This is a genomic window from Cryptosporangium sp. NPDC051539 (assembly GCF_044454545.1).
GTDB lineage: Bacteria > Actinomycetota > Actinomycetes > Mycobacteriales > Cryptosporangiaceae > Cryptosporangium.
Genome location: NZ_JBITDV010000005.1, coordinates 449,285 through 472,787, shown reverse-complemented (window position 1 = coordinate 472,787; position 23,503 = coordinate 449,285). Strand labels below are relative to the sequence as shown.

Sequence of the window (23,503 nt, the reverse complement as noted above, 5' to 3'; positions counted from 1 at the left end):
CCGGTCACGACGCGGGGCGTTTTTTGCCTCGGAGTCGGGCAATCGCTTCGCAGAGCTCGGCCCTCGCGGTGAGCTCGGTGCTCACCGGTTCGAGCACGACCTCCGTCGCCACCTGTTCCACCCGGCTCCGGATCCGGCGCCTCGCGGCCGTCGCCCTGCGGCGCGCTCCGAGCGCCCCCAAGCGCGCACCCACGAACCCCAGGATCCACCCCACCGCGACGCCGCCCAGCAGCATTCCGGTGGGCACCGGAATGCGCCACGACCCCGCGTCCACATCGGGCAGTGGTGGCTCCGGCAACCGGAACCATTCCAGGACGAACAGTCCGAGCAACCACAGCGCCCCTGCCAGCGCCACCAACGCCAGCACGTTCTGCAGGAGACGGGCGACCGCCCACCAGTGCGGACGCCGGGAAAGGCCGAGGTCGGTGCCGGCCACGGCCCGGTCGAGCAGGTCAGGGAGCTCGCTGCGCCGGCCGGTCGCGGCCCGGCTCACGATCGCCGGCCACGGATCCGGCAGCCCGGATGTCGAGCGGTCGACGAGGTTGCGGAGTGCGGTGTCGACTCGGGCTCGTTGCACGGCCGAGGGACCCGGCAGGGCGGTACGGACGAGTTCGCTCGGTTGGTCGGCGCCTGCGCCCAACCGCGCTCCGGGCAGCCCGAGCCTCGTCGCCGCGCTCGGGCGCACCTTCGCGACCCACCGGGTCACCGGCCATCCGGTCGCCGCCCTGGTCCGGCTCCGATGAGTGCGGGCGACCGCCGCCGCTACCGCGTCCGCTCCCGACGCCTCGGTCAGCGCCGCCACGACCGCGGCCCGATCGGCCCGCTCCACCTCCGGCACCCCCGATCGGCCGCCCGAGAGCCCGCCGCCGGACGCCCCGCCGCCTGACGACCGACCGCCCGACGACCGGCCGCCGGGCGGTCCCGTACCGCAGGCGGGCGCCAGGCGGTCGGCCAACGCGCGCAGGTCCGCGCTCAGGCGACGCACCGACGCTTCGTGCTCGGCCACCGCCGCCGCGAACTTCGCCCGCAACTCCGGCACCCCTTCGCCGGTCCGGGCAGACACCGGCACCACCGGCACGCGCCCCAGCCCCTCGTCCTCCAGCAGCCGCCGCAGGTCTCCGACCGTCTCGGCCCGAACCGAGCCCGCCGGCACCCGATCGATCTGGTTGAACGCGACGACCGTCAGCTCGGCATGCGTCCGCAACGGTTTGAGGTATCGATCGTGCAGCGAGGCGTCCGCATACTTCTGCGGATCCACCACCCAGACGATCAGGTCGACGAGCTCGACCAGCCGATCGACCTCCAGCCGGTGGTTGACCCGCACCGAATCGACGTCCGGCAGGTCGAGCAGCACCAGACCGGACAGCGCGTCCGCCCCTTCGTCACCCAGATGATGGCGGCGGCGCACGTCGAGCCAGTCGAGCAGCGGCCCGGCGCCGTCCGGATTCCACACCGCAGCCTGGGCCGACGACGTCATCGGCCGCCGCAGCCCGGTGGCCGCGAGCTCGACGCCGACCAGCGCGTTGAACAGCGACGACTTCCCGCTCCCGGTCGTGCCGGCCAGCGCCACGACCGTGTGCTCCGCGCCCAGCCGCAGCCGCTGCGCGGCCTTCCCGGAGAGGTCCCGCGCCGAATCCAGCAGCACCGGGTCGAGCCGATCGGCTCCCAGCGACACGATCCGGTCGAGCGCCTCGAGCCGCCGCGCCAGCGCGGGCTCGTCGGTCGAGCGGGCCAGCAACGTCATGAAACCAGCCCCGGCTGCCGCAGGTAGGTCCGCAGCGCGGCCTCGAACGAAGCCAGCGCGTCCCGGACCGTCGCCGCCTGCTCCGCGGCCGGGGCCACCGCGTCCACCGCCGCGACGAACCGGTCGCGCTCCGACTCCAGCAGCACTTCGACGCTGTCGATCAGGTCGTCGCGCGCCCGCGCGGCCAGCGTCCGGACCGCGGTGTCACCGAAGATCGCCTCGAGCACTTTCTGGCTCACCGCCGACGTGCCGCCGGCCACCACGACCTCCAGCCCGGACAGCCCGCCGGTCTGCGCGAACACCGCGAGCATCAGCACCAGTCCGGCGCCGTTCACGCCGAACGACGTCAGCCGGGCGACGCTGCGGCGGTGCCCGCCTTCCTCCCGGACGAGTTCGAGCACGCGCCCCTGCCAGTCGCGGATCTCGGCCTCCAGCCGATCGCCGAAATCGTCCGAAGAACGATCCCGGACCACCAGGGCGCGCCCGGCCGGATGACCCCGCCACAACGACGCGGTCTGTTCCGCCGCCTCGTCCGCGGCCGCCCGGATCAGCGCGTGCAAGTTGCTCTCGACCGCGTGCCCCACCGCGTCGGCGGTCGGCGTGCGGCCGGTGAAGAACGCGGTCAGCCGATCGCGGAGAGCACCGATCCGGGCCTCGAGGTTCCGGGTGAACTGTCCGGTTCCGACGAACTCCTGCCACCGCGCGAGCACCTCGCCGCGCAGCACGGTCCCGCTGCGGACACCCTCGTCCACCGTCCGCAGCGCGGTCCGGTACCGCTCGGTTGCCTGTTCCCGCAGCTCAGCCGCCGTTGCGACCTGGTCGTCGAGCTGCCCCGCCAGATCCGAAACGCGCTTGTGGACGCTGTTCAGCGCGCCGGTCAGCGTCGAGCGGATCACCGCGTCCCGAGCCTCGGCGTCCGCCGCCAGCGCGTCGAGCCAGGACCGCAGCGGAGCGATCGCCGCCGCCGGTATGCGCTCCGAGGAGAGCTCGACCTCCGGGATCGGGAACAGGGCCGCGTCACCGAGGTGCTCGTCGGCGAGCATCGTCGCCAGGTGGCCACCGATCTCGTCGACGCCCTCCGGCGGCACGCGGTTGAGCACGACCGCCAGCGCGGTGCTGCGCTGAGCCGCGGTGTGCAACAGATCCCACGGCACCGCGTCCGCGTACCGGGCCGCGGTCGTGACGAAGATCCACAGGTCGGCGGCGGCCAGCAGTTGCGCGGCCAGGTCGCGGTTCTCCGCCACCACCGAGTCGATGTCGGGCGGATCGAGCAGCGCGAGCCCGGGCGGAACCGCCGGATGCGGCACGAGCTGCAGGGAGCCCTCGCCGGCCGAACCGGTCGTTCTCGACAATCCCGGCAGGATCCGCGGGGTGTCGAACCAGCCGACGTCCGCGGGATTGCACACCAGCACCGGCGATCGGGTCGTCGGCCGCAGCCAGCCGGCCTTGCTCACCTCTGCCCCGACCAGCGTGTTCACCAGCGTCGACTTGCCCGCGCCGGTCGAGCCACCCACGGCGACCAGCATCGGAGCGTCCAGCTGACGAAGGCGCGGCAGAAGGTAGTCGTCCACCTGGCCGACGAGCTCGGCCTGCGAACGGCGGGCCGCGTCCACGTCGGCCACCGACAGACCGAACCGGATCCCGGCGACGGACGCCCGGAGTGCCTCCAGCGCATCGGCAACCCGCGGACCGTCCATGCCCGAGGTAGTGACCGTTCTGGGACCACCTCAACCACCGTTAGTATCGAGAACGCGGACGGTCAGCCGTCCGTCGGGGAGCTCGGGCGAAGCCGGGCTGAGAGGGCGACCGACGCGTCGCCGACCCGTCGAACCTGCTCTGGGTAATGCCAGCGGAGGGAGAACCGGCGTCCCGCCGGCGGCTTCAATGCCCCCACGGCTCATCCCGGTGCCCGAGTCCGGAGGAAACCGGATGCGTGCCCCACGTTTACTGGCGACGGCAGTCCTGGTGCTGGCGGTCGCCGCCTGCTCGAACGACACCAAGGCCGACCCGACCACGGTCACGCTGGTGACCCACGAGTCGTTCGTGGTCAGCAAGGAGGTCCTCGCCGACTTCCAGAAGAAGAGCGGCCTCACGGTCAAGATCCTGCGCAGCGGCGACGCCGGTGCGCTGGTCAACAAGGCCGTGCTCAGCAAAGGCAACCCGCAGGGTGACGTGCTGTTCGGGGTCGACAACACGTTCCTGTCGAGGGCGGTGGACGCCGGGATCTTCACCGCGTACGAGCCGCGGAATCTCCAGAACGTGCCCGCGGCCCTGAAGGCCGACACCGACGGCAAGGTCGCCCCGGTCGACTACGGCGACGTCTGCGTCAACTACGACAAGGCGTACTACGCCAAGAAGGGCCTCCAGCCCCCGGCGAGCTACGCCGACCTGCTGAAGCCCGTGTACAAGGACCAGCTCGTCGTCGAGAACCCGGCCACCTCGTCGCCGGGCCTGGCGTTCCTGCTCGGGAGCGTCGCCACCTACGGCGACACCGGCTGGAAGGACTACTGGACCAGGCTGAAGGCCAACGGCGCACTGGTCGTCGACGGCTGGGAAGAGGCCTACCAGCAGCGATTCACGGTCGGGTCGCAGGGCAAGGGCAACCGGCCGCTGGTCGTGTCGTACGCCTCCAGCCCGCCGGCCGAGGTCGTGTACGCGGAGAAGAAGCCGGCCCACGCTCCGTCCGGCGTCGCGACCAACACCTGCTTCCGGCAGATCGAGTACGCCGGTCTGCTGGACGGCGCGAAGAACCCGTCCGGGGGCAAGAAGCTGCTGGATTTCCTGCTCTCGGCCGAGTTCCAGAAGGACATGCCGCTGCAGATGTTCGTGTACCCGTCGGTGACCGGAACTCCGCTACCGGCCGAGTTCACGAAGTACGCGGCCACGCCGGAGAAGCCGCTGACGCTGCCGGCCGCTGACATCACGAAGAACCGGGATGCCTGGATCGACGCGTGGACAAACGCCGTCTTGCGCTAGCGGTCGTCCCGCTGGCCTTCCTCGCGGTCTTCTTCGCGTACCCGGTCGCCTCGCTGGTCGGGCTCGGGCTCGGAGAAGGCCGCGGGCTGGGCCTGCTCGGCGATCCGGGAGTCCGGCACGTGCTCTGGTTCACGATCTGGCAGGCCGTCGCGTCCACCGTGCTCACCGTGCTGGTGGCACTGCCGGGTGCGGCCGTGCTGGCCCGGTTCGACCTGCCCGGCCGTGCGCTGATCAAAGCGCTGGTCACGGTGCCGTTCGTGCTGCCGACCGTGGTGGTCGGGGCAGCGTTCCTGGCGCTGATCGGACCGGACGGCCTGCTGGGGATCGAACTGGATCGCACGGTCTGGGCGATTCTCGCCGCGCACGTGTTCTTCAACTACGCGGTCGTCGTGCGGATCGTCGGCAGCGTCTGGGGGCAACTCGACCGGCGTCAGGAGGAAGCGGCCCGGGTGCTCGGGGCCTCTCGATGGGGTGCCTTCGCCCGGGTGACGTGGCCGGCTCTCCGGCCCGCGATCGCGGCCGCCTCGACCGTCGTGTTCCTGTTCACGTTCACCTCGTTCGGCATCGTGCAGATCCTCGGCGGCCCCGGGTACGCGACGCTCGAGGTCGAGATCTACCGCCGCACGGTCTACCAGCTCGACCTCTCCGGCGCCGCCGTGCTCTCGCTCGTGCAGTTCGCCGTCGTCGCCGTGCTGCTCGCGCTCGACGGCCTGCTCACCGGCCGGGCCCGGGCCGCCCGCCTGGCCGAACCGCGGCCCCGGCGTCCGCGGGGGCGGTTCGAGTGGGCCTTCGTCGTTCTGAACCTGGTCGTGCTCGTCGGGCTGCTGCTGGCACCGCTCGCCGTGCTGGTCGAGCGCTCGTTCGCCACGTCCCACGGCTACGCGCTCACCTACTGGAGGGCGTTGGCCCGGTCGGACGCCTCCAGCGCCCTGCCGGTCCCCGCCTGGCAGACCGTCTGGACGTCGCTGCAGTACGCGCTCGTCGCGACCGCGCTCGCCGTCGTGATCGGCGTCTGCGCCGCCGTCGTACTGACCCGCCCGGGCCGGCTCGGCGGCGCGTTCGGCTTGCTGCTCATGCTTCCGTTGGGGACGTCGGCCGTGACGGTCGGCTTCGGCTTCCTGATCGCCCTGGACGAACCACCGCTCGACCTGCGCGACTCGGCGCTGCTCGTGCCCTGTGCGCAGGCGCTGGTGGCGGTGCCGTTCGTCGTCCGGGCCGTGTTGCCGGTGTTGCGGGCGATCGACGACCGTCTGCGGGAGGCGGCCGCCGTTCTCGGGGCCTCGCCGCTGCGGGTCTGGTGGCGCGTCGACCTGCCGCTGGTCTGGCGCGCGCTGGCCGCCGCGACCGGCTTCGCGTTCGCGATCTCGCTCGGCGAGTTCGGAGCGACCGTCTTCATCGCCCGCGCGGACAGCCCGACGATCCCGGTCGCGATCGCGACCCTGTTGGGCCGCCCCGGCGAGGTCAACAGCGGCCAGGCCATGGCCCTGGCCACGATCCTGATGGTGCTGTGCTCGGTCACGCTGGTCGTTCTTGACCGGCTGAGGCCGGCGAACGCGGGAGGAGAGCTGTGAGCCTGTCGGTCGCGGGCGTGTCGGTCCGTTTCGGTACGGCCGACGCTTTGGCGGACGTCGACCTGGCGGTCGCCGATTCGGAGGTGGTCGCCGTCCTCGGCCCCAGCGGCAGCGGGAAGAGCACTCTGCTCCGCGTGGTGGCCGGTCTGCAGGCGCCGTCCTCGGGCCGGGTCGTCCTCGACGGCGTGGACGTCACCGGGGTGCCGCCGCACCGACGCGGGCTCGGGCTGATGTTCCAGGACGGCGCGCTGTTCCCGCACCGGGACGTGGCCGGGAACATCCGCTTCGGCAATGGTTCCGCCGACGTCGGCTCTCTGCTGGAGCTCGTCGGCCTCCCCGACGCGGGGTCGCGGCGGGTGGACACGCTCTCCGGCGGTGAGCAGCAGCGGGTCGCGCTGGCCCGCGCGCTGGCGCCGTCCCCTCGCCTGCTGATGCTCGACGAGCCGCTCGGCCAGCTCGACCGGGCGCTGCGCGAGCGGCTGGTCGTCGAGCTGCGCCGGTTGTTCGTCCGGCTCGGGACGACCGTGCTCGCGGTGACCCACGACCAGCGGGAGGCGTTCGCGCTCGCGGACCGGGTCGTGGTGATGGCGGACGGGCGCATCGCGCAGGTCGGGACGCCGCGCGAGGTGTGGGAGCGACCGGCGTCGGAATTCGTCGCCCGGTTCCTCGGGTTCACGAACGTCGCCCCCCGGGCGGTGATCACTGACGGCTACGCCGCGACCCCGTGGGGACCGGTCGCGGTGGACGCTCCGGACGGGGAGCGTGCGGTGCTGATCCGGCCGGCGGGCGTCCGGCCGGGCGGGGACATCGAGGCGACGGTCGATGTGGCCACATTTGCCGGAGAAAGAGTAGAAGTGCTGCTCACGGTCGCGGGGGCGCCGCCGCTGGAGGCGCACTGGCCGCCCGCCTCGGCACCGTCGGCCGGGCAGACGGTCTCGGTGGGTCTCGACCCGGCGGAGGCCGTTGTGTTGCCGGGCGGAACTTGGGACTGACGGGTGGACGTCACTTCCGGCGACATGGTCCGGAAACGTTTGTAGGTTCCGATCCATGGGACCTTTCGCTGAACAGCACTCCGACGACGATCTGCCCTCTGATCACGCGAGCGGGCCGAGCACGGCGGAGCTGCTGGAGACCGGGACGCCGGCCGAAGCGACGATCGGGGCGAGCGGGCCGCTGGGCATGCGTAGCCCCTACGGCGTCAGCCTGTACGAGTTCGTGCTGACCGTGGCCGTACCCGGCACGGAGGCGTACGAGGTACGGATCGGTAACCCGGTGCCGCCGGCCGCGGTGCCGCTGACCTACCCGGGCGCCCAGATCTGCGTCCGGGTGCTGCCGAGCGACCCGCAGGCGGTCGCCATCGATTGGGAGGCCACGCTGGCCGCCGTCCAGCGACCGGCGTGACGTAGGAGCAGGTCCCTAACCTCGTACGAAACCCGGCGCTCGGTGGAGCGCCAGTTTGGCCGGTGTGCGGTCCGGCGCCTCCTTGCGGACGAACGCCCGCCGCGCGGCGGCGAAGCCCTGCCGATCGTCGAACATGTCCTGGGCCATCTCGCCGAGCTCGCAGGCCTCGTAGGCGTCCAGGGGCTTGACCGACAGGTCGCGATCGAGCGTCTCGGCCTTGCGGCGCAGCGTCCGCTCGCGCAGCTCGCGATCCCGGTAGCGCAGCGCCACCTCGTGCAGCCACCCGCTGAACCGGGCCGGGTCCCGCGGTCCGATCTCGTCGATCATCCCGAGCCGCTTCGCCTCGGTCACGCCCACCGGCAGCGCGTCGCCGAGCAGCCGTCTCGCCGCCTCCGGCCCGACCCGGCGCGGCAGCGTGTACGTGTGCAGCTCGGAGCCGGTGAGCCCCATCTCGTAGTACGGGTTGAGCACGACACCGTCGCGTGCGACGACCAGGTCGGCGCCGAGCGGCAGCATCACGCCGCCGGCGCCGGCGCTGCCGCTGAACGCCGCGATCGTGACCTGGCCCCGGGTGGTGATCAGCTCACGGCAGACGTCGTTGATCGCGGTGATGTTCGCCCACGCCTCGGCGGCCGGGCTCTTCGCCGCCTCGATCGCGTTCAGGTGGATGCCGTTGCAGAACGGTCCGTCGCCGCCCCGGACGACGATCGCTTTCGTGTCCTGCCGGGCGGCGTGGCGCAGCGCGTGCAGGGCCTGATTGCAGCCCTCGGTCGAGAGCGCCCCGTTGTAGCAGTCCAGGATCACGTACCCGACGTCGGCGCGGCGCAGGTAACGCACCCCGCGCGCGGCCGGGGTCGCGGGCGTCGTCGAGGTGAGGCCGGGCGGGAGATGGTCGGCGAGTACCTGGGCGGCGGGCAGCTTGAGGCTCGATCCGCTCAGCGGCGTAGCGTCCGCCAATAGCTTCAGGTGGCCCAGCCACACGCTGCCGGAACCGGCCGCGACCAGGACCGCGCCGTCGCGGCAGGCGACGACCGTGCCCGGCGGGTCCGACTGACGCGGACCGGCGTGCGCGTCGAACGCCGAGACGCGGACGCCGGCCACCTCGGTCCGGACACCCGGCGCACCATCGGCGGCGCGGATCTTCCGGACGATGTCTTCGGCGGGTTCGTTCCAGCGGAAGGCGCGGTCGGTCTGGCGCATCGTCGGACGGACGCAGGTCTTCGCGAGATTTTCCGGCGGGGTGGGGCGGAACGCCGGGTCCGCGACCTGGGTGAGCACTTCCTCGAGGCAGCTCATCGCGGCGTCGGTGACCGGGCCGTTGTACAGGCTCGACTTGGTCGGCGGGTCCTGGGGGAGCGGGAACGTGCGGGTGGTCCAGACCGGGCCGGCGTCCATCTCCTCGACCGCCTGCAGGGCGGTCACGCCCCACTCGGTGGCACCGTCGGCGATCGCCCAGTCCAGGCTCGACGGTCCGCGGTCGCCGGCCGGGCCCGGGTGGATGATCACGGTCGGCCACTTCTGCCAGACCTCGGCGGGGACGCGTTCCTTCAGGAACGGGCAGAGGATCAGCTGGGGGTCGGCGCGTCGGGCCGCATCAGTGATCGACTCCTCGTCGCGGGCGAACTCGACCGCGACGGAATGACCCCGCTCGCGCAGTTCGCACCAGAACCGTTGCGAGAGTCCGTTGAAGGACGACACCAGTAACAGGATCCGTAAGGACTTCGGAGGGTCCGGACGATGCCTGGGGCGGGTGTTGCTTCTTCTACGGAAAGTAAGCAGAAGACTACGCATGCGGGTTAGTGTGCCGTGTTGTCCGGTCCCGTGGGGGGCGCCGCCGCTGAGCTGCGGCGACGCCTGGTACCTACGGGGCGAGAACCTCGTCGTGCCTCGGAGCTAGGGCCTCGTCGTGCCTACGGAGCTAGGACCTCGTCGACGAAGCACCACTTCCAGCTCTCGCCCGGCTCGGCCGAGCGCACGACCGGGTGCTTGTCTTCGTGGAAGTGGGCCGACGCGTGCTTGTTGGGGGACGAGTCACAGCAGCCGACCTTGCCGCATTCCAGACAAGTCCGCAGATGGACCCAGTATCCGCCAATCTTTAGGCATTCTTCGCAGCCCGTTGAGCGGGGCTGGGTGTCTTTGGCGTTATCGATGTGTTCGCAGGTTGCCAACTTGCCTCCTCGTTCGCAGACCCATTGTCGCCGGTGATCTGAATCGATGCCCGGGCGTCCCGGCGCTGGCACGATGTTGACGTGCATTTCGAGACGATGGACCTGGTGGCCGCGTTCGGTCTGATCATCGGCGCGGCGACCGTCGCGGGTCTAGCGCGCCGTGTTCGGATCCCCCCGCCGATTCTGCTCGTACTGGTGGGGCTGGGGGTTTCGTACATCCCCGGCGTGCCGAACTACACGCTGAATCCCGAGCTCGTGCTGGTCTTGTTCCTGCCGCCGTTGCTGTACTCGGCGGCGTGGCGGTCGTCGGCGCGGGGCTTCCGGCTGAACAAGCGGCCGATCCTGTTGATGTCCGTCGGCTACACGCTGTTCAGCACCGTGCTGGTGGCGGTCGTCGCCTGGGCGTTGATACCCGGGATGCCGCTCGCGGCCGCATTCGCGCTTGGAGCCATCGTCGCGCCGCCGGACGCGGTGGCGGCGACGGCCGTGGGGCGCGAACTCGGCATGCAGCGGCGGTACCTGCAGGTACTGCAGGGCGAGAGCCTCGTCAACGACGCGACCGCGCTGACCGCGTACCGGGCCGCCGTGGCCGCGGCGGCCGGAGGGATCACGCTGCTGGAAGGCGGCGGGATCTTCCTGCTGGCCGCCGGCGGCGGTGTGGTCATCGGCGGGGTGCTCGGATATCTGCTGGGGTGGTTGCGACGGCACATCCACACGCCGGTGCTCGAGAACGCGCTGAACCTGGTGGTGCCGTTCGTGGTGTACATCGCGGCCGAGAGCGTGGACGCGTCGGGCGTGCTGGCGGTCGTCATCACCGGGCTGTACCTCGGCAACACGGCGACCGAGACGTCGCCCCAGGCCCGGCTGCAGGCGGAGTCGAACTGGGACGTGATCGACTTCGTGCTGGAGTCGATCGTGTTCGCGCTGATCGGTCTGCAGTTGCCCGCGGTGATCGCGGAGCTGGAAGGCCGCGACGCCGGCCAGGTGGCCTGGTGGTCGGTCGCGGTGCTGGTGGTGACGATCCTCGGGCGGTTCGTCTGGGTGTTCGCCACGTCGTACCTGATCCGGGCGGTGTCGCCGGCCGTGCGGGAGCGGACGCCGTCGCGGTACTGGCCGACGCCGTTCGTGTCGTCCTGGGCCGGGATGCGGGGCGTGGTGTCGCTCGCGGCCGCGTTCGCGCTGGTCGCAGACTTCCCGGAACGCGGCCTGATCCTGTGGCTGACGTTCGTCGTCGTGTTCGGGACGCTGGTGCTGCAGGGGCTGACGCTGCCCGGTCTCATTCGTCGGCTGGGCGTCGGAGGCCAGGACGACATGAGCGACCGGCTGGCCGAGGCGAACGCGCAGCACCAGGCGGCGCGGGCCGCGGCCTCGCGGTTGGAGGACCTGGTCTCCTCGGCGCCGCACCCGCCGCCGTCGGAGGTCGTGGGGTTACTGCGGCACTACTCGGACTACCGGGCGAACAGTGCGTGGGAGCGGCTCGGCGGAGGGTTGTCACACGGCGGGAAGGAGACGCCGGGGGCGGCGTTCCGGCGGTTGCGGCAGGAGATGCTGCAGGCGCAGCGGGACACGTTCGCGCAGCTGCGGGCCAGCGGGGAGCTGGACGACGAGGTGATGCGGGACATGGTGCGGGAGCTGGATCTCGAGGAGACGATGCTCGGTCGTCACGGCGACGATCCGGAGCCGACGGTGCGACCGGTGTCTTCGGGGTCTGCGGGGTCTGCGGGAGCGGAGTCTTCTTCGGGGGCGGATTCGAAATCGTGAACGGTTACTCGGGAGCAGGAGGGAGAGCCATCGGCGGACGGGCCCTGGTGTAGTAGGCGACCGCGTCGGTAGCGAGTTTCTTCGTCGCGCCGGAGTTGGCCATCGCACCCAGCGGGACCCCCGCGAACGGGACGAACTTCATCGCCATCTTCTTCGCGGCGGCCAGCCCGGCGAGCCGGGCCAGCTGCCAGGCCAGCTCGCCGTAGGCGAGACCGGCGCCGCGGCCGAAGTTCCGGACCTTCTCGGGAAGGTGCTTGCCCAGCGCCGACGGCGCCTGCTCCCGGCGGGCGACCTCGATCGCCGTGCGGGCGGTGTCCAGTTTCGTCTGCAGGCCGCGGATCACGAGGAGCTCCGCCGCGCGGTCGGGGTGCGTCGGATCGAAGCCGAGCGCCGCGGCGATGTGCAGCACCATCCGGGCCTGGTTCCAGGCCAGGACACCCACGTCCAGGACCGCGCCGATCGCTCCGGTGACGCCCGCCGCCGCCCCCGAGTACCGGGAGAGCCGGACGAAGCGGGTGCGGATGACCGGAACCCACACGCGGTCGGCGACGTACGGGTGCGCGGCCCGGGTCCGGGCCATCCAGAGGGCGGCCTCGGGCCCGAACCGCTCGACGGCCGCGAGCGTGAGGAACTCGGGGGCGTGGCCGGGGTCTGCCTTCATCCGCGCCAGCAGGCCAGGAGGCAGGGCGTCAGGTCGCTCGTTGGTGCCGGCCGAGACCTCGGCGGAGTGGGGGTCGAGGCCGGCGGCGGGCACGGCGTGGAGGGCCGCGGTATCGGCGTCGAACCCGTCGTCGGCCAGGGCGCCCCACTGAGCCGGAGCTGACGGAGCTGACGGGGGTGCGGCCGGCGCGGGCGCGGCCGGTGGGGGTGTTGCCGGCGGGGGTGCGGCTGGTGGGGGTGCGGCTGGCGCGGCCGGAGCGGGTGCGTGCGGCGTAGCCGCGTCTGAGGGTGCGGTGGGAGCGGGTGCGCTCGGAGCCGGCGCGCTCGGCGCAGCCGCGGAGGGGGATTCGCTGGGCGGAGGCGGCGCTGATGGTGCCGATGGCGCTGAGGGCATCGATGGTGCTGAGGGCATCGACGGTGCAGGCGGCGCTGCAGGCCTGGGCGGCGCGGGCGGCGTGGGCGGCGCTGCAGGCGCGGACGGCGCGGACGGCGCGGACGGCGCGGACGGCGCGGACGGCGCGGACGGCGCGGACGGCGCGGACGGCGCGGACGGCGCCTGATCGTGTGGCGCGCTCGATTTCTGCGGCGAGGGCGCACTCAGACCGTCACCAGGCGGAGACCCGGGCGCGCTGGGTGCCAGCGGAGGCAAGTCAGCGGCCGCGAGCGTCCGGGTCGCCTCCGGATCCGACGGCTCCGGCGCAGCGGGCCAGACGGACCCGCTCGAGCCCGAAACCACCGTCGGAGCCCCGACCCCGAAATCCGGCCCACTCGGCGGCGCAGGCGGCGTCCGATCCGGCTGGTGCGACACGGACATGTCGCCCGCAGGCAACACCTCCGTAGGCGCAGAAGGCCCCGAAGCAGGCAGTGCCTCAGTCGGAGCAGGTGCCCCACCAGCAGTAGTCGGCAATACCCGGGTAGGAGCCGGCGGCATACGACCACCAGCCCCCTCGACGGGCAGCACCTTGGTAGGAGCCGGCGGCGGAGTCTCGCCCGCAGGCAAAACGCGGGTGGGCTCGGGGGCGGCGGGCTCAGGGCGGCGCGGGGTGTCGTCCATAGCGCCTCCGAGCGTACGTAACCAGGTCGAACGCCAGCTGAGCTCCGCCTGAGAACCAGCGCCGCCCGGCTGCTTTGCTCCGCACCGACCGGTCCCTGTATTCTCTGACGTCGGTGGCCTGCGAAGGCCCCAAGGAGGCTTCGCCTAGTCCGGTCTATGGCGCCGCACTGCTAATGCGGTTTGGGGTTTACCCCCCATCGGGAGTTCAAATCTCCCAGCCTCCGCGTTGACCAGCCCGTATGCGCTCTGGCGTATACGGGCGGTTTTTCGTCTAGCGGCACCTAGTCTCAGTTCTAGTCTCAATTGCGGCCCGCGCACGGTGCGTGGCGCTTGTTGCGGGCACCGTGCGGCCGTGACTCAGAGTTACTCCCATAGTGCTTCGCCCATGAGTTTTGCTGCGTCCCGAGCCATCGGTGAGGCGACGTGCGTGTATCGCTCGGTGACCGTGGTTCGGGAGTGACCGAGGATTTCTGAACGGTGCGGATGCGTACGCCTTGTTCGATGAGCAGGGTCGCTGCGGTGTGGCGTCCGTCGTGAACGCGGACGTCGCGCACCTTGGCGAGCCGTAGGAGATGCTTCCACTCCTTCCAGTCCTCGGTCCGGTGAATCGGGCGCCCGTTCCGCTGGCAGAAGACGAGATCGTGGTCTTCCCAACTCTGGCCGGCGGCGAGTCGCTCTTTGGCTTGGCGGCGTGAGGCGCTTTGAGAACCCTCAAGAGCGGTGGTGGGCATTGAATCGTGAGCTTGGACTTGCCTTTCCTCCGCCGGAACCGTGGCCCACCTCCGCGCCGTTGCGGGCATCGGTGAGCGTGGCCTTCACACGATTTCGGATTGCACGTCCGCCGGGGGCATAGGTGCGCCTTGCGTCGGCAGCCTTCCGGGCAGTTCAACTCTTGCCGGTGCTGGCGGCGGTTCCGCGGACAGGTCGCGCGGTGGTGTTTGCTGCCGCATGCGTCACCCGTGCTGCTGTTCGGTGTTCTGGATCGGAAACCAGGCACGGATGGCGCCGGCTTCGAGATCGACGTACGACCGGCGGAGTCCGAGTGCCTCACCCTGCCGAATCCCCGGAGCGAGCACGACGGACCAGCGGGCGGCCTGTGCCTCCGGTCCGGTCTCCTTCCGGCGTGAGCCGGTGTTCGAGTACGCCGCGGGGTGGCGGCGAAGTTTGGTCGTCGCCTCAGATGTGACCGATTGGACGACGGCCGCGCGCGAGGGCGCGGGTCTTGCAGCCGACGGGCACGTCGGCTTTCCGTGGCGGCGCCGACGGACCGGCGTGGGGCTGCGGCGCACCGGGCTGAGCTGTCGGCGGCGGCGGGCCGGGCTAGCGTTGGCGGCATGGGAGACACCACAGTCGCGTTGCTCGGCACCGGGATCATGGGTGCGGGCATGGCCAGGAACATCGCCGCCGCTGGATTGGCCCTGCGCGTGTGGAATCGCACGCGTTCGAAGGCTTCGCCGCTGGCGGACGCCGGTGCGGTGGTGAGTGACTCGGCGGCGGACGCGGCCGCGGGTGCCGACGTCGTCGTCACGATGTTGTTCGACGCGGACTCGGTGGCCTCGGCGATCGAGGCGGCGGCGCCGAAGCGCGGGACGCTGTGGATCCAGACCGCGACGGTGGGCGTCTCCGGGGCCGCTCGGCTGGCGGAGGTGGCCGACTCGCTGGGCCTGGTTTATGTGGACGCTCCGGTGCTCGGCACCCGTAAGCCGGCCGAGGACGGGACGCTGACGGTGCTCGCGTCCGGTCCGGACGACGTGCAGGCGCGGTGCGAGCCGGTGTTCGACGCGATCGGGGCGAAGACGCTGTGGGTGGGGCCGGCCGGGAACGGTTCCCGCTTGAAGCTGGTCGCGAATCTCTGGGTCGGCACGGTGGTGACCGGGGTTGCCGAGTCGCTGGCGCTGGCGGGGAGCCTCGGGCTCGACCCGTCGCTGTTCTTCCGCGCGATCGAGGGTGGTGCGCTGGATGCCCCGTACATCCACGTCAAGGGCGGCGCGATGGTGTCCGGCAACTACGAGCCCTCGTTCACGCTGGAGGGCGCGGCCAAGGACACCGGCCTGATCGTGGCCGCGGCCTCCGAGGCCGGACTCGAGCTGCGCATCGGACCGGCCATCGCCGACGGCTTCGCCGCCGGACTGGCCGCTGGGCGGGGCGACCTCGACATGGCTGCGGCCTACCTCGGCTACCGCGCCGACCCCGCGGACCCGGCCGACCCCGCGGATCCTGCGGACCCCGCGGATTCTGCGGACCCCGTGGACCGGGCCGAACCCGGCGAGCCCGCCGACCGCGCCGAGTGACCGCGCGACCGCGGGGGCGTAGTGACCGCGCCGATCGGCGGCCGACCCCGAAAACCGCTGCGGGCACGCGTCCGGACCGTGGTTCTGGGGGTGGGCCGACGACGAACCGGCCGCGTCGGCCGACGAAGCTCGACCTGCAGGCGGCCTACGGGCAGGCGATCCCGGACGTGGTCGGGCCCGGCCTGCGGGTGTTGTTCTGTGGGATCAACCCGAGCCTGTGGTCGGGGTGGAGCGGCCACCACTTCGCACGGCCGGGTAACCGGTTCTGGCCGGCGCTGCACCGGGCCGGATTCACGCCGCGGCAGCTCGACCCCTCCGAGTCGGACGCGATGCTGTCGTTCGGGTTCGGGGTCACGAACCTGGTCAACCGGGCGACGGCCCGGGCCGACGAGCTGTCGGCGGAGGAGTTACTGGCCGGGGGCTCACGCCTGGTGCAGACGGTGGAAACCTGGCGTCCCGCGTGGCTGGCGGTGGTCGGAGTGACCGCGTACCGGGCGGCGTTCCGGCGCAAGGACGCGGCGATCGGTCGGCAGATCACGGATCCGTTGTTCGAGCCCACCCAGGTATGGGTCCTGCCCAATCCGAGCGGCCTGAACGCCCACTACGACCTGCCTGCGCTGGCTGCGGCATTCGGCCAGCTCCGAGACGTCGCGCACAATTCATGACCCCGCTTCCGTTACGCCCGTTCATCGGCCTGTACGTTCAACTGGTTCCCTTGGTCCGTGGAGGGTTTCCCGATGCCGATTTCCGTGCTGCTCAAGGGAGGCCCCGTCCGCGAGCGGGTCGTAGACCTGCCGGTGGACGAGGCCCCCGAGCTGCTACCGATTCAGACCGCCTCCGGTGAGACGCCGTACCGGCGCACCGGAGCGCGTGACAAGCAGGGACGGCGGGTGTACGAGCCCGCACGGCTGATCGATCGGCTGATGGCCTAGGAAGGCCCGGTGGCCTGAGGAGTCAGCACGATCTTGCCGCGGGTGTGGTTCTGCTCCACCTCGCGGAAGGCGTCCTGAACCGCGGCCAGCGGATAGGCCCGCGCGATCGGAACCTGAAGTTTGCCCTCGCTGACCAGCTCAGCGAGTCCGGCGACGACCTCGATCGTCCCGGCGGCCGCGTTGCCGTCGTCCTTGACGCCGTACTTCTCCTTCGCGGCGAAGTTCGCGATCGTGTCGATCCGCTGCGGCTCGACGCCCAGCTCGAGCGCGAGTTCGACGTACTCGCCGCCGACGGTGTCGATGAACGCGGTCGGTTGTGGGGCGACCTGGCGGATGCGGTCGGCGACGCCGTCGCCGTAGGTCACCGGGATGACGCCGAGGCCTTTCAGCCAGTCGTGGTTGGCCTCGCCGGCCAGGCCGATGACGGTGGCGCCGGTGAGCTTCGCGAGCTGGACGGCGATCGATCCGACGCCACCGGCCGCACCGGCGACGACGAGCGTGTCGGTGTTCTTCGGGTCGACCGCGCGGACGGTCGCGAAAGCGGTCGCTCCGGCGACGTAGAGCGCGCCCGCGACCTCCCAGGGAACGCCGGCGGGCTTCCGGGTGAGCTCGGACTCTTCGGTGACGACGTATTCGGCGTGGCTCGCGCGCTTGTCGGTGAACCCGAGCACCTCGTCGCCGGGGCTGAAGCCGCTGTTCGGGCCGGTCGCTTCGACCACGCCGGCGAGGTCGCTGCCCTGGCCGGACGGGAAGGTCGCGGGGTAGCGGTCGTGCAGCAATCCGGCCCGGATCTTGCCTTCACCGGGGTTGATGCCGGCCGCTTCGACCCGGACGAGTACCTGGCCAGGGCCGGGCTCCGGACGCTCGACCTCAGCCAGGTAGAGAACCTCGGGGCCGCCGTACGCGTCGAACCGCACTGCCTTGGGCATTGCCGTCTCCTCTTGCCGTGGTTGTGGGGGCAACACCGTCCGTGGCGAGGTTCATGCCGCGTTAGCGGTGATAACGACGCTCACCGCGTCCCGGCCTCGCGGCCGGGCTGAGCGGCGGGCTGACGGTTACACGCTCAGGCTGAACGCCGCCACCGCGCACGCGAGCAGTTCCGCTCGGGTCGCCTCGATGTCGAGCGGCTGCTTCGGGTCGCTCGCCATCAGCGACACCGCGACCGTGCGGCCGGACGAGGTCCGGGCCAGGAAGTTCTCGGTGACCACGCCCGGCTCGGCGCCGTCCTTGCTCCAGCCGACCGGCCAACGGCCGACGTCCAGACCGAGCGCGGCCGTGCCCCGCTGGCCCAGCACCGCACCCACCTCCGGCTGCGCCGCCGGCCCGTTCCGGCCCGCCTGCCCCGCCGGCTCGCCAAAACCCGCCGGCTCGCCAAAACCCGCCTGCCCCGCCGGCCCGTGAAAACCCGCCGGCCCGTCGGAGCCGCCGCCTGCCAGGCCGGCCTGCATGGCCAACCCCGCGAGCGCGTTGCAGACGTCGGACGGCGACGCGAACCACTCCACCGAGTCGGCGAGCCGGGGCTCGTCGATCCGGTCTCGGAACGTCGGCCGGGGCAGCCGGGACACCACGTCACGCAGGTAACCGAGCCGCTCGCGCGGGTCGTCGGTGGCGAGGTACTCGGCGCCGATCCGCGGGTGCACCTTGAGCTGGGTGGCCTCGCGGACGGTCAGGAACGGCAGGTTCGCACCGACCTGTGTGTGACCGAACCGGACCTGCTGTGCCTCCACGGCACCGCGTCCGAGACGTCCGATGAGGTGGTCGATCGCGGACGCGTCGCCGGTGAAGATCGCGTCGTCGGCGTACCGGCGCAGCGAGAGCATCGTGCCGTCGGGCCGCCGCCCGATCGACGAACTCAGGTCGGTCTTCCAGTCGTCGCGGACCGCGAGTTGCTCGTCCCAGCGCAACCGCCCGGCGTCGACGCCGTGCGCGAGCGCGCCGAGCACGTAGAGCGCGACCGCCGACCCGATCGGCCGGCGTGCGGTCGACTCCACTCCGTACACCGGGGAGACGGTGCCGTCCGCGAGGATCTCGGCCGCCAGGAACGACGAGTCGGGCGCCAGCGAGCGAATGCGTTCGCCCAGCTCACCCCACGAATTCGGGATCGTCGTCAGCCAGAGCGACTCGATCCGCCCTGCGGCGTCGGTGATGAGTTTGAGGTGGTGGCGCCGGCCCGAGCCGTCGCGCAGCACGGCCGCGCCCGCGCGCTCGGCCCGCCGCGGGCGGGCCCGGAACGACTCGACGCGCAGATCGCGCGGCAGCGTCAGAGAGGTGAGCGTGGTGTGCGCGCGGAGCTCGGCCTCGGCCACCGCGTCACTGGAGGAGGCCCGGCAGAGCCACTCGAGCTGGCGGCCCACCGGCGTCGAGGGCAACATCGCCGGCCTCGGGGGCAGCAGCGGCTGCACGGTCTGCACTGAAACTGCCCTCCTCTCCGTCGCGTCACTCCACGATCGCTCGCCTCGCACGCTCCGGCATCGGGGGTCACCCTGAGATCCGCCCTCACGTCGGGAACGCGACAACAGCAACGTCACATCAGGGTCACCGCATTCCAGTCTTCACATCCCGCCCAAGAGCACGCTGTGAAGCCCCGTCGAGCCTCTTAAGAGAAACGCAGTCGGCGATACCGCACCGGCGCGCTTACGCTGGAAGGCGCAATGACGAACGAATCGGCCCCGGTGGCCCTCGCGACCCCGATCGCACCTGCCGACCTGCGAACCCGGCTGCCCGCGCTGATGCTCCGCGACGAGCACCGGCTCCGTCGGCAACTCGATCGAGCGGCCGACCGCCCCGAGGCGTTGCGCACGCTGGCCCTCGACGTCGAGAAAGCCGAAAAAAAGGTCGCGGACCGGCAGAAAAGCGTCCCACGGCTGCTCTACCCGCCCGAGCTGCCGATCAGCCAGCGCAAAGACGACATCCTGGCCGCGATCCGCGACCACCAGGTCGTCATCGTCGCCGGCGAGACCGGCTCGGGGAAGACCACCCAGCTGCCGAAGATCTGTCTCGAACTGGGCCGGGGGATCAAGGGCCTGATCGGCCACACCCAGCCCCGCCGGCTGGCCGCGCGCACGGTCGCCGAGCGCATCGCCGAGGAGCTCGACACCGACCTCGGCGACGCGGTCGGTTACACGGTCCGCTTCACCGACCACGTCAGCGACGGGACGCTGGTCAAGCTGATGACCGACGGCATCCTGCTCGCGGAGATCCAGCGCGACCGCGACCTGCGCCGATACGACACGATCATCATCGACGAGGCGCACGAGCGAAGCCTCAACATCGACTTCCTGCTCGGCTACCTCAAGCAGTTGCTGCCGCGGCGTCCGGATCTGAAGCTGATCATCACGTCGGCCACGATCGACCCGGAGCGGTTCGCGTCGCACTTCGGGGACGCGCCGATCGTCGAGGTGTCGGGCCGGACGTATCCGGTCGAGGTCCGGTACCGGCCGGTCATCGATCCGGACGACCCGAACGCCGACAAGGACCGCGACGTCACGAGCGCGATCATCGACGCGGTCGGCGAGCTCTCGGCCGAGGGCCCTGGCGACATCCTGGTCTTCCTTTCCGGCGAGCGCGAGATCCGCGACACCGCGGACGCGCTGACCAAGGAGAACCTCCGCAACACCGAGATCGCGCCGCTCTACGCCCGGCTGGCTGCGGCCGAGCAGCACCGGGTCTTCCAGCCGCACAGCGGCCGTCGGATCGTGCTGGCCACGAACGTCGCCGAGACGTCGCTGACCGTCCCCGGCATCAAGTACGTGATCGACCCGGGCACGGCCCGGATCTCCCGCTACAGCCTCCGCACCAAGGTGCAGCGCCTGCCGATCGAGCCGGTCTCCCAGGCCTCGGCCAACCAGCGCAAAGGTCGTTGCGGCCGGCTCTCCGACGGCATCTGCGTCCGCCTCTACACGGAAGCCGACTTCGAGTCCCGTCCGGAGTTCACCGACCCGGAGATCCTGCGGACGAACCTCGCCTCGGTCATCCTGCAGATGGCCGCGCTCGGGCTCGGCGAGATCGCCGCGTTCCCGTTCGTGGACCCGCCCGACAAGCGGTCCATCACCGACGGCGTCTCACTCCTGTCGGAGTTGGGTGCTCTCCAGAATGATTACGCCCGGCGCGGCAATACCGCAGTACAGCTGACAAGCATCGGGAAAAAGCTGGCCCAGATCCCGATCGATCCGCGGCTGGCCCGGATGGTGCTCGAGGCCGACAAGAACGGCGTCGTGCCGGAGGTGCTGGTCATCGCGGCCGCGCTGTCGATCCAGGACCCGCGCGAGCGTCCGGCCGAACACCAGCAGGCCGCGGACGAAAAACACAAACGGTTCGCCGACCAGCACTCGGACTTCGCGTCCTATCTGATGCTCTGGAACTACCTCCGGGAGCAGCAGCGCGAACTGTCCGGGAGTGGATTCCGGCGGCTCTGCAAAGCCGAGTTCCTGCACTACCTGCGGGTACGCGAGTGGCAGGACCTGCACGGGCAGCTCCGCCAGATCGTCCGCGGGCTGGACGTCGCCGTCGATCGCGCCGCCGACCCGGGTGCCGACGGGCAGAAGATAGCGAGTTCGCTGCTCGCCGGGCTGCTCTCGCACATCGGCATGCGGGACGAGCGAGCCAACGCGAAGGAGCCCCCGACGCGTGGGCGGCGTCCGCTGACCGAATACTTCGGTGCCCGCGGCGCGAAGTTCGCGATCTTCCCCGGCTCGACGCTGGCGAAGCGTCCGCCGCGGTGGGTGGTCGCGGCCGAGTTGGTCGAGACGTCCCGTCTGTGGGGGCGGATCACCGCACGGATCGAGCCCGAGTGGGTCGAGCCGCTGGCCGGGCACCTGGCCGTGCGGACGTACAGCGAGCCGCACTGGGACGCCGAGCGGGGCGCGGTGCTGGCGACCGAGAAAGTGACGCTCTACGGGATCCCGCTCATCGCCGGGCGGACGGTCACGTACGGGAAGATCGATCCGGAGCTCTCGCGGGACCTGTTCATCGAGCATGCGCTGGTCGACGGGGAGTGGCGCACCCACCACAAGTTCTTCGGTCGTAACCGGGAGCTGCTGAAATCGGCGGCGGAGCTGGAGAACCGGGCTCGCCGCCGTGACCTCGTCGTCGACGACCAGACGCTGTTCGACTTCTACGACGAACGGATCGGCGCGGACGTCGTGTCGGCCCGGCATTTCGACAGCTGGTGGAAGAACGTTTCACGGGAAACGCCGGATCTCCTCGATTTTTCGGCGTCGATGCTGGTCAGCCGGGCGGCTGGTGAGCTCGACATCGCGACGGCGTATCCGGACTACTGGGACGCCGACGGGGTGCGGCTGAAGCTGACCTACCAGTTCGAACCGGGGACCTCGGCCGACGGGGTGACCGTCCACCTTCCGCTGGCGGTGCTCAACCAGATCGAGCCCGATCCGTTCGGGTGGCAGGTGCCCGGGCTGCGGCACGATCTGGTGACCGCGATGATCCGGTCGTTGCCGAAGGAGATCCGCCGCAACTTCGTGCCGGCGCCGGACGTCGCTCGGGCGGCGCTGGCCGGGATGTCGCCGGAGGACGGGCCGTTGCCGGTGGCGCTGGCGGCCGAGTTGCGACGGTTGACCGGGATCTCGCTGCCGGTCGACGCCTGGCAGGACGACCGGATCCCGGACCATCTGTCGATCACGTTCCGGGTCGAGGACGAGCGCGGCCGCCGGGTCGGCGAGGGCAAGGATCTCGTCGTACTGCAACGGGACCTGAAACCGCAGGTCCGCGACGCGATCGCGGCCGCGTTGACGGCTCCCGAGGAACCGCGTCGCGGTCGACGCGGGCGTGGAGGCCGCGGCCGCCGTGGCGACGGTCCCGACGCCGCCGGAACGAACGGGTCCGGATCGGACGTCGCTGGAGTTCGTGGGGCCGTCGCGCCCGGGTCGGGAGTGGCGCGCGACGGTTCCGGGGCTGCTGCGCCTCGCGGTGCCGGGCCGGGCTCGATGGGCGCCGACGGTGCCCGCGGGCAGGCGTCGATATCTTCGAACGGAACCGACGGGGGCCTGGAGTCCGAGACGGACCTGGGGAGCCTGGAGCAGACCGGCCTGAAGGCCTGGACGTTCGGAGCGCTGCCGGAGGTGGTCGAACGGCGGCGGGGCGGATACCTGGTCAAGGCGTACCCGGCGCTCGTCGACGACGGTGACAGCGTCGCGATCCGGCTGCTCGGGACGCCGGCCGACCAGCAGCGGGCGATGCGGACGGGAACCAGGCGGCTGGTACTGCTGACCGTGCCGTCGCCGAACAAGGCCGTGGTGTCGTCGCTGTCGAACAGCGCGAAGCTGGCGCTCGGACGGAATCCCCACGGGAGCGTGCCCGCGCTGCTCGCGGACTGCGTGGCGGCCGCGGCGGACGAGTTGATCGCGGCGGCCGGCGGGCCGGTCCGGGACGCGGACGGCTTCGACGCACTGCGGGACGCGGTCCGGGGTTCGCTGGTCGAGACGACGCTGGACGTGCTGAAGACCGTCGAGAAGGTGCTGGCGGCGTCGCACGCGGTGGAGGCGTTGCTGCCGTCGACGCCGGCCGCGGCGCGTACCGACATCCAGGCCCAGCTCGGAGCCCTGGTCTATCCGGGTTTCGTGGCCGCGACCGGGCGCCGGCGGATGGTCAACGTGCTGCGGTACGTGCAGGCGATCGCCCGGCGGGTGGAGAACCTGCGCCGGGATCCGGCGCGTGACCGGGGCTGGCAGGACCGGATCGCGGCCGTGAACGAGGTGTATCAGGACTGGCTCCGGCGGCTGCCGCCGGAACGGCGGACGGACGACGCGGTGCGCGAGATCCGCTGGATGATCGAGGAACTGCGGGTCAGCCTGTTCGCGCAGTCGCTGGGCACCGCGTACGCGATCTCCGAGCAGCGGATCTACAAGGCGATGGACGCGGCGGGCGGCGGGGTCGTCGCGTAACGGGGTTGCGTTGACGTCGGCGTGAATGTCTAGCGTTCGGTGCTGG

The 23,503-nt window shown here is 71.4% G+C and carries 17 protein-coding genes, 1 tRNA gene and 1 riboswitch; of the genes, 10 read left to right on the top strand and 8 right to left on the bottom strand.

The features are described 5' to 3' along the window. Nucleotides 1–4 precede the first annotated feature (4 nt). Nucleotides 5–1,744: a GTPase gene (locus ACIBZJ_RS18610; RefSeq protein WP_395930999.1), complete on the bottom strand. Its 1,740-nt coding sequence runs from the start codon at nucleotides 1,742–1,744 to the stop codon at nucleotides 5–7. Further along, nucleotides 1,741–3,441, bottom strand: coding sequence for a GTPase (locus ACIBZJ_RS18605; RefSeq protein WP_395930997.1), 1,701 nt, complete (start codon nucleotides 3,439–3,441; stop codon nucleotides 1,741–1,743). Before ACIBZJ_RS18605 ends, ACIBZJ_RS18610 begins: the two co-directional genes overlap by 4 nt. A 74-nt stretch (nucleotides 3,442–3,515) precedes the next feature. Further along, nucleotides 3,516–3,602: riboswitch (TPP riboswitch) on the top strand. 71 nt (nucleotides 3,603–3,673) lie between these two features. Between ACIBZJ_RS18605 and ACIBZJ_RS18600 the strand changes: the two genes are divergently transcribed. Genes ACIBZJ_RS18600 through ACIBZJ_RS18585 form a run of 4 tightly spaced genes read left to right on the top strand, consistent with a single transcriptional unit; the run spans nucleotide 3,674 to nucleotide 7,692 of the window. Next, nucleotides 3,674–4,720 carry a thiamine ABC transporter substrate binding subunit gene (locus ACIBZJ_RS18600; protein WP_395930995.1) on the top strand — a complete coding sequence of 349 codons (1,047 nt, stop codon included), beginning with the start codon at nucleotides 3,674–3,676 and terminating at the stop codon, nucleotides 4,718–4,720. Continuing rightward, on the top strand, nucleotides 4,696–6,291 hold the full coding sequence (locus tag ACIBZJ_RS18595; RefSeq protein WP_395930993.1) for an ABC transporter permease: 1,596 nt from the start codon (nucleotides 4,696–4,698) through the stop codon (nucleotides 6,289–6,291). The genes ACIBZJ_RS18600 and ACIBZJ_RS18595 overlap by 25 nt, the downstream gene beginning before the upstream one ends. Beyond that, complete coding sequence (locus tag ACIBZJ_RS18590) at nucleotides 6,288–7,283, top strand: ABC transporter ATP-binding protein (protein ID WP_395930991.1); 996 nt, start codon at nucleotides 6,288–6,290, stop codon at nucleotides 7,281–7,283. The genes ACIBZJ_RS18595 and ACIBZJ_RS18590 overlap by 4 nt, the downstream gene beginning before the upstream one ends. 55 nt (nucleotides 7,284–7,338) lie before the next feature. Beyond that, entirely contained in the window at nucleotides 7,339–7,692 is a 354-nt protein-coding gene (locus ACIBZJ_RS18585) for a hypothetical protein (RefSeq protein ID WP_395930989.1), read from the top strand. 15 nt (nucleotides 7,693–7,707) lie between these two features. On the opposite strand, the gene ACIBZJ_RS18580 is transcribed toward ACIBZJ_RS18585, so the two are convergent. Together ACIBZJ_RS18580 and ACIBZJ_RS18575 are read right to left on the bottom strand one after the other, a co-directional pair. Beyond that, the gene (locus ACIBZJ_RS18580; protein WP_395930987.1) at nucleotides 7,708–9,390 is read right to left on the bottom strand and encodes an enoyl-CoA hydratase-related protein; all 1,683 of its coding nucleotides are present in this window, start codon (nucleotides 9,388–9,390) and stop codon (nucleotides 7,708–7,710) included. A 212-nt stretch (nucleotides 9,391–9,602) separates the two neighbouring features. Next, nucleotides 9,603–9,860, bottom strand: coding sequence for a UBP-type zinc finger domain-containing protein (locus tag ACIBZJ_RS18575; protein ID WP_395931267.1), 258 nt, complete (start codon nucleotides 9,858–9,860; stop codon nucleotides 9,603–9,605). A gap of 81 nt (nucleotides 9,861–9,941) precedes the next feature. Between ACIBZJ_RS18575 and ACIBZJ_RS18570 the strand changes: the two genes are divergently transcribed. Then, nucleotides 9,942–11,621, top strand: coding sequence for a Na+/H+ antiporter (locus ACIBZJ_RS18570; protein WP_395930985.1), 1,680 nt, complete (start codon nucleotides 9,942–9,944; stop codon nucleotides 11,619–11,621). Between the two features lie 4 nt (nucleotides 11,622–11,625). Here the strand turns inward: ACIBZJ_RS18570 and ACIBZJ_RS18565 are convergent, their stop codons facing one another. Continuing rightward, nucleotides 11,626–12,375, bottom strand: coding sequence for an EcsC family protein (locus ACIBZJ_RS18565; protein WP_395930983.1), 750 nt, complete (start codon nucleotides 12,373–12,375; stop codon nucleotides 11,626–11,628). Nucleotides 12,376–13,468: 1,093 nt separating this feature from the next. On the opposite strand from ACIBZJ_RS18565, the gene ACIBZJ_RS18560 reads away from it, so the two are divergent. Continuing rightward, nucleotides 13,469–13,559: transfer RNA gene (locus tag ACIBZJ_RS18560), tRNA-Ser, on the top strand. A gap of 75 nt (nucleotides 13,560–13,634) precedes the next feature. Here the strand turns inward: ACIBZJ_RS18560 and ACIBZJ_RS18555 are convergent. Beyond that, nucleotides 13,635–14,066 (bottom strand): tyrosine-type recombinase/integrase, encoded by a 432-nt coding sequence (locus ACIBZJ_RS18555; RefSeq protein ID WP_395930981.1) that lies wholly within the window; start codon nucleotides 14,064–14,066, stop codon nucleotides 13,635–13,637. A 603-nt stretch (nucleotides 14,067–14,669) separates the two neighbouring features. Between ACIBZJ_RS18555 and ACIBZJ_RS18550 the strand changes: the two genes are divergently transcribed. From ACIBZJ_RS18550 to ACIBZJ_RS18540, 3 genes are all read left to right on the top strand, one after another. After that, nucleotides 14,670–15,626: an NAD(P)-dependent oxidoreductase gene (locus tag ACIBZJ_RS18550; RefSeq protein ID WP_395930979.1), complete on the top strand. Its 957-nt coding sequence runs from the start codon at nucleotides 14,670–14,672 to the stop codon at nucleotides 15,624–15,626. Beyond that, entirely contained in the window at nucleotides 15,623–16,291 is a 669-nt protein-coding gene (gene mug / locus ACIBZJ_RS18545) for a G/U mismatch-specific DNA glycosylase (protein WP_395930977.1), read from the top strand. The genes ACIBZJ_RS18550 and mug overlap by 4 nt, the downstream gene beginning before the upstream one ends. A 72-nt stretch (nucleotides 16,292–16,363) precedes the next feature. After that, a complete protein-coding gene (locus ACIBZJ_RS18540; protein ID WP_395930975.1) occupies nucleotides 16,364–16,558 on the top strand; it encodes a hypothetical protein in 195 nt (64 codons plus the stop codon). Here ACIBZJ_RS18540 and ACIBZJ_RS18535 read toward each other — a convergent pair. Both ACIBZJ_RS18535 and ACIBZJ_RS18530 read right to left on the bottom strand, forming a co-directional pair. Then, the gene (locus ACIBZJ_RS18535) at nucleotides 16,555–17,487 is read right to left on the bottom strand and encodes an NADP-dependent oxidoreductase (protein ID WP_395930973.1); all 933 of its coding nucleotides are present in this window, start codon (nucleotides 17,485–17,487) and stop codon (nucleotides 16,555–16,557) included. The two genes, ACIBZJ_RS18540 and ACIBZJ_RS18535, sit on opposite strands and share 4 nt — an antisense overlap. A 126-nt stretch (nucleotides 17,488–17,613) precedes the next feature. Next, nucleotides 17,614–18,969 (bottom strand): serine hydrolase, encoded by a 1,356-nt coding sequence (locus tag ACIBZJ_RS18530; RefSeq protein ID WP_395930971.1) that lies wholly within the window; start codon nucleotides 18,967–18,969, stop codon nucleotides 17,614–17,616. 240 nt (nucleotides 18,970–19,209) lie between these two features. On the opposite strand from ACIBZJ_RS18530, the gene hrpA reads away from it, so the two are divergent. Beyond that, the gene (gene hrpA, locus ACIBZJ_RS18525) at nucleotides 19,210–23,457 is read left to right on the top strand and encodes an ATP-dependent RNA helicase HrpA (RefSeq protein WP_395930969.1); all 4,248 of its coding nucleotides are present in this window, start codon (nucleotides 19,210–19,212) and stop codon (nucleotides 23,455–23,457) included. Nucleotides 23,458–23,503 lie beyond the last annotated feature (46 nt).

Bases quoted from the DNA above. Each gene is read 5' to 3' on its own strand.
- ACIBZJ_RS18600 (WP_395930995.1), top strand. From the start codon at position 3,674: ATGCGTGCCCCACGTTTACTGGCGACGGCAGTCCTGGTGCTGGCGGTC.
- ACIBZJ_RS18585 (WP_395930989.1), top strand. From the start codon at position 7,339: ATGGGACCTTTCGCTGAACAGCACTCCGACGACGATCTGCCCTCTGAT.
- ACIBZJ_RS18535 (WP_395930973.1), bottom strand. From the start codon at position 17,487: ATGCCCAAGGCAGTGCGGTTCGACGCGTACGGCGGCCCCGAGGTTCTC.
- hrpA (WP_395930969.1), top strand. From the start codon at position 19,210: ATGACGAACGAATCGGCCCCGGTGGCCCTCGCGACCCCGATCGCACCT.
- ACIBZJ_RS18555 (WP_395930981.1), bottom strand. From the start codon at position 14,066: ATGCCCACCACCGCTCTTGAGGGTTCTCAAAGCGCCTCACGCCGCCAA.
- ACIBZJ_RS18550 (WP_395930979.1), top strand. From the start codon at position 14,670: ATGGGAGACACCACAGTCGCGTTGCTCGGCACCGGGATCATGGGTGCG.
- ACIBZJ_RS18610 (WP_395930999.1), bottom strand. From the start codon at position 1,744: ATGACGTTGCTGGCCCGCTCGACCGACGAGCCCGCGCTGGCGCGGCGG.
- ACIBZJ_RS18540 (WP_395930975.1), top strand. From the start codon at position 16,364: ATGCCGATTTCCGTGCTGCTCAAGGGAGGCCCCGTCCGCGAGCGGGTC.
- ACIBZJ_RS18605 (WP_395930997.1), bottom strand. From the start codon at position 3,441: ATGGACGGTCCGCGGGTTGCCGATGCGCTGGAGGCACTCCGGGCGTCC.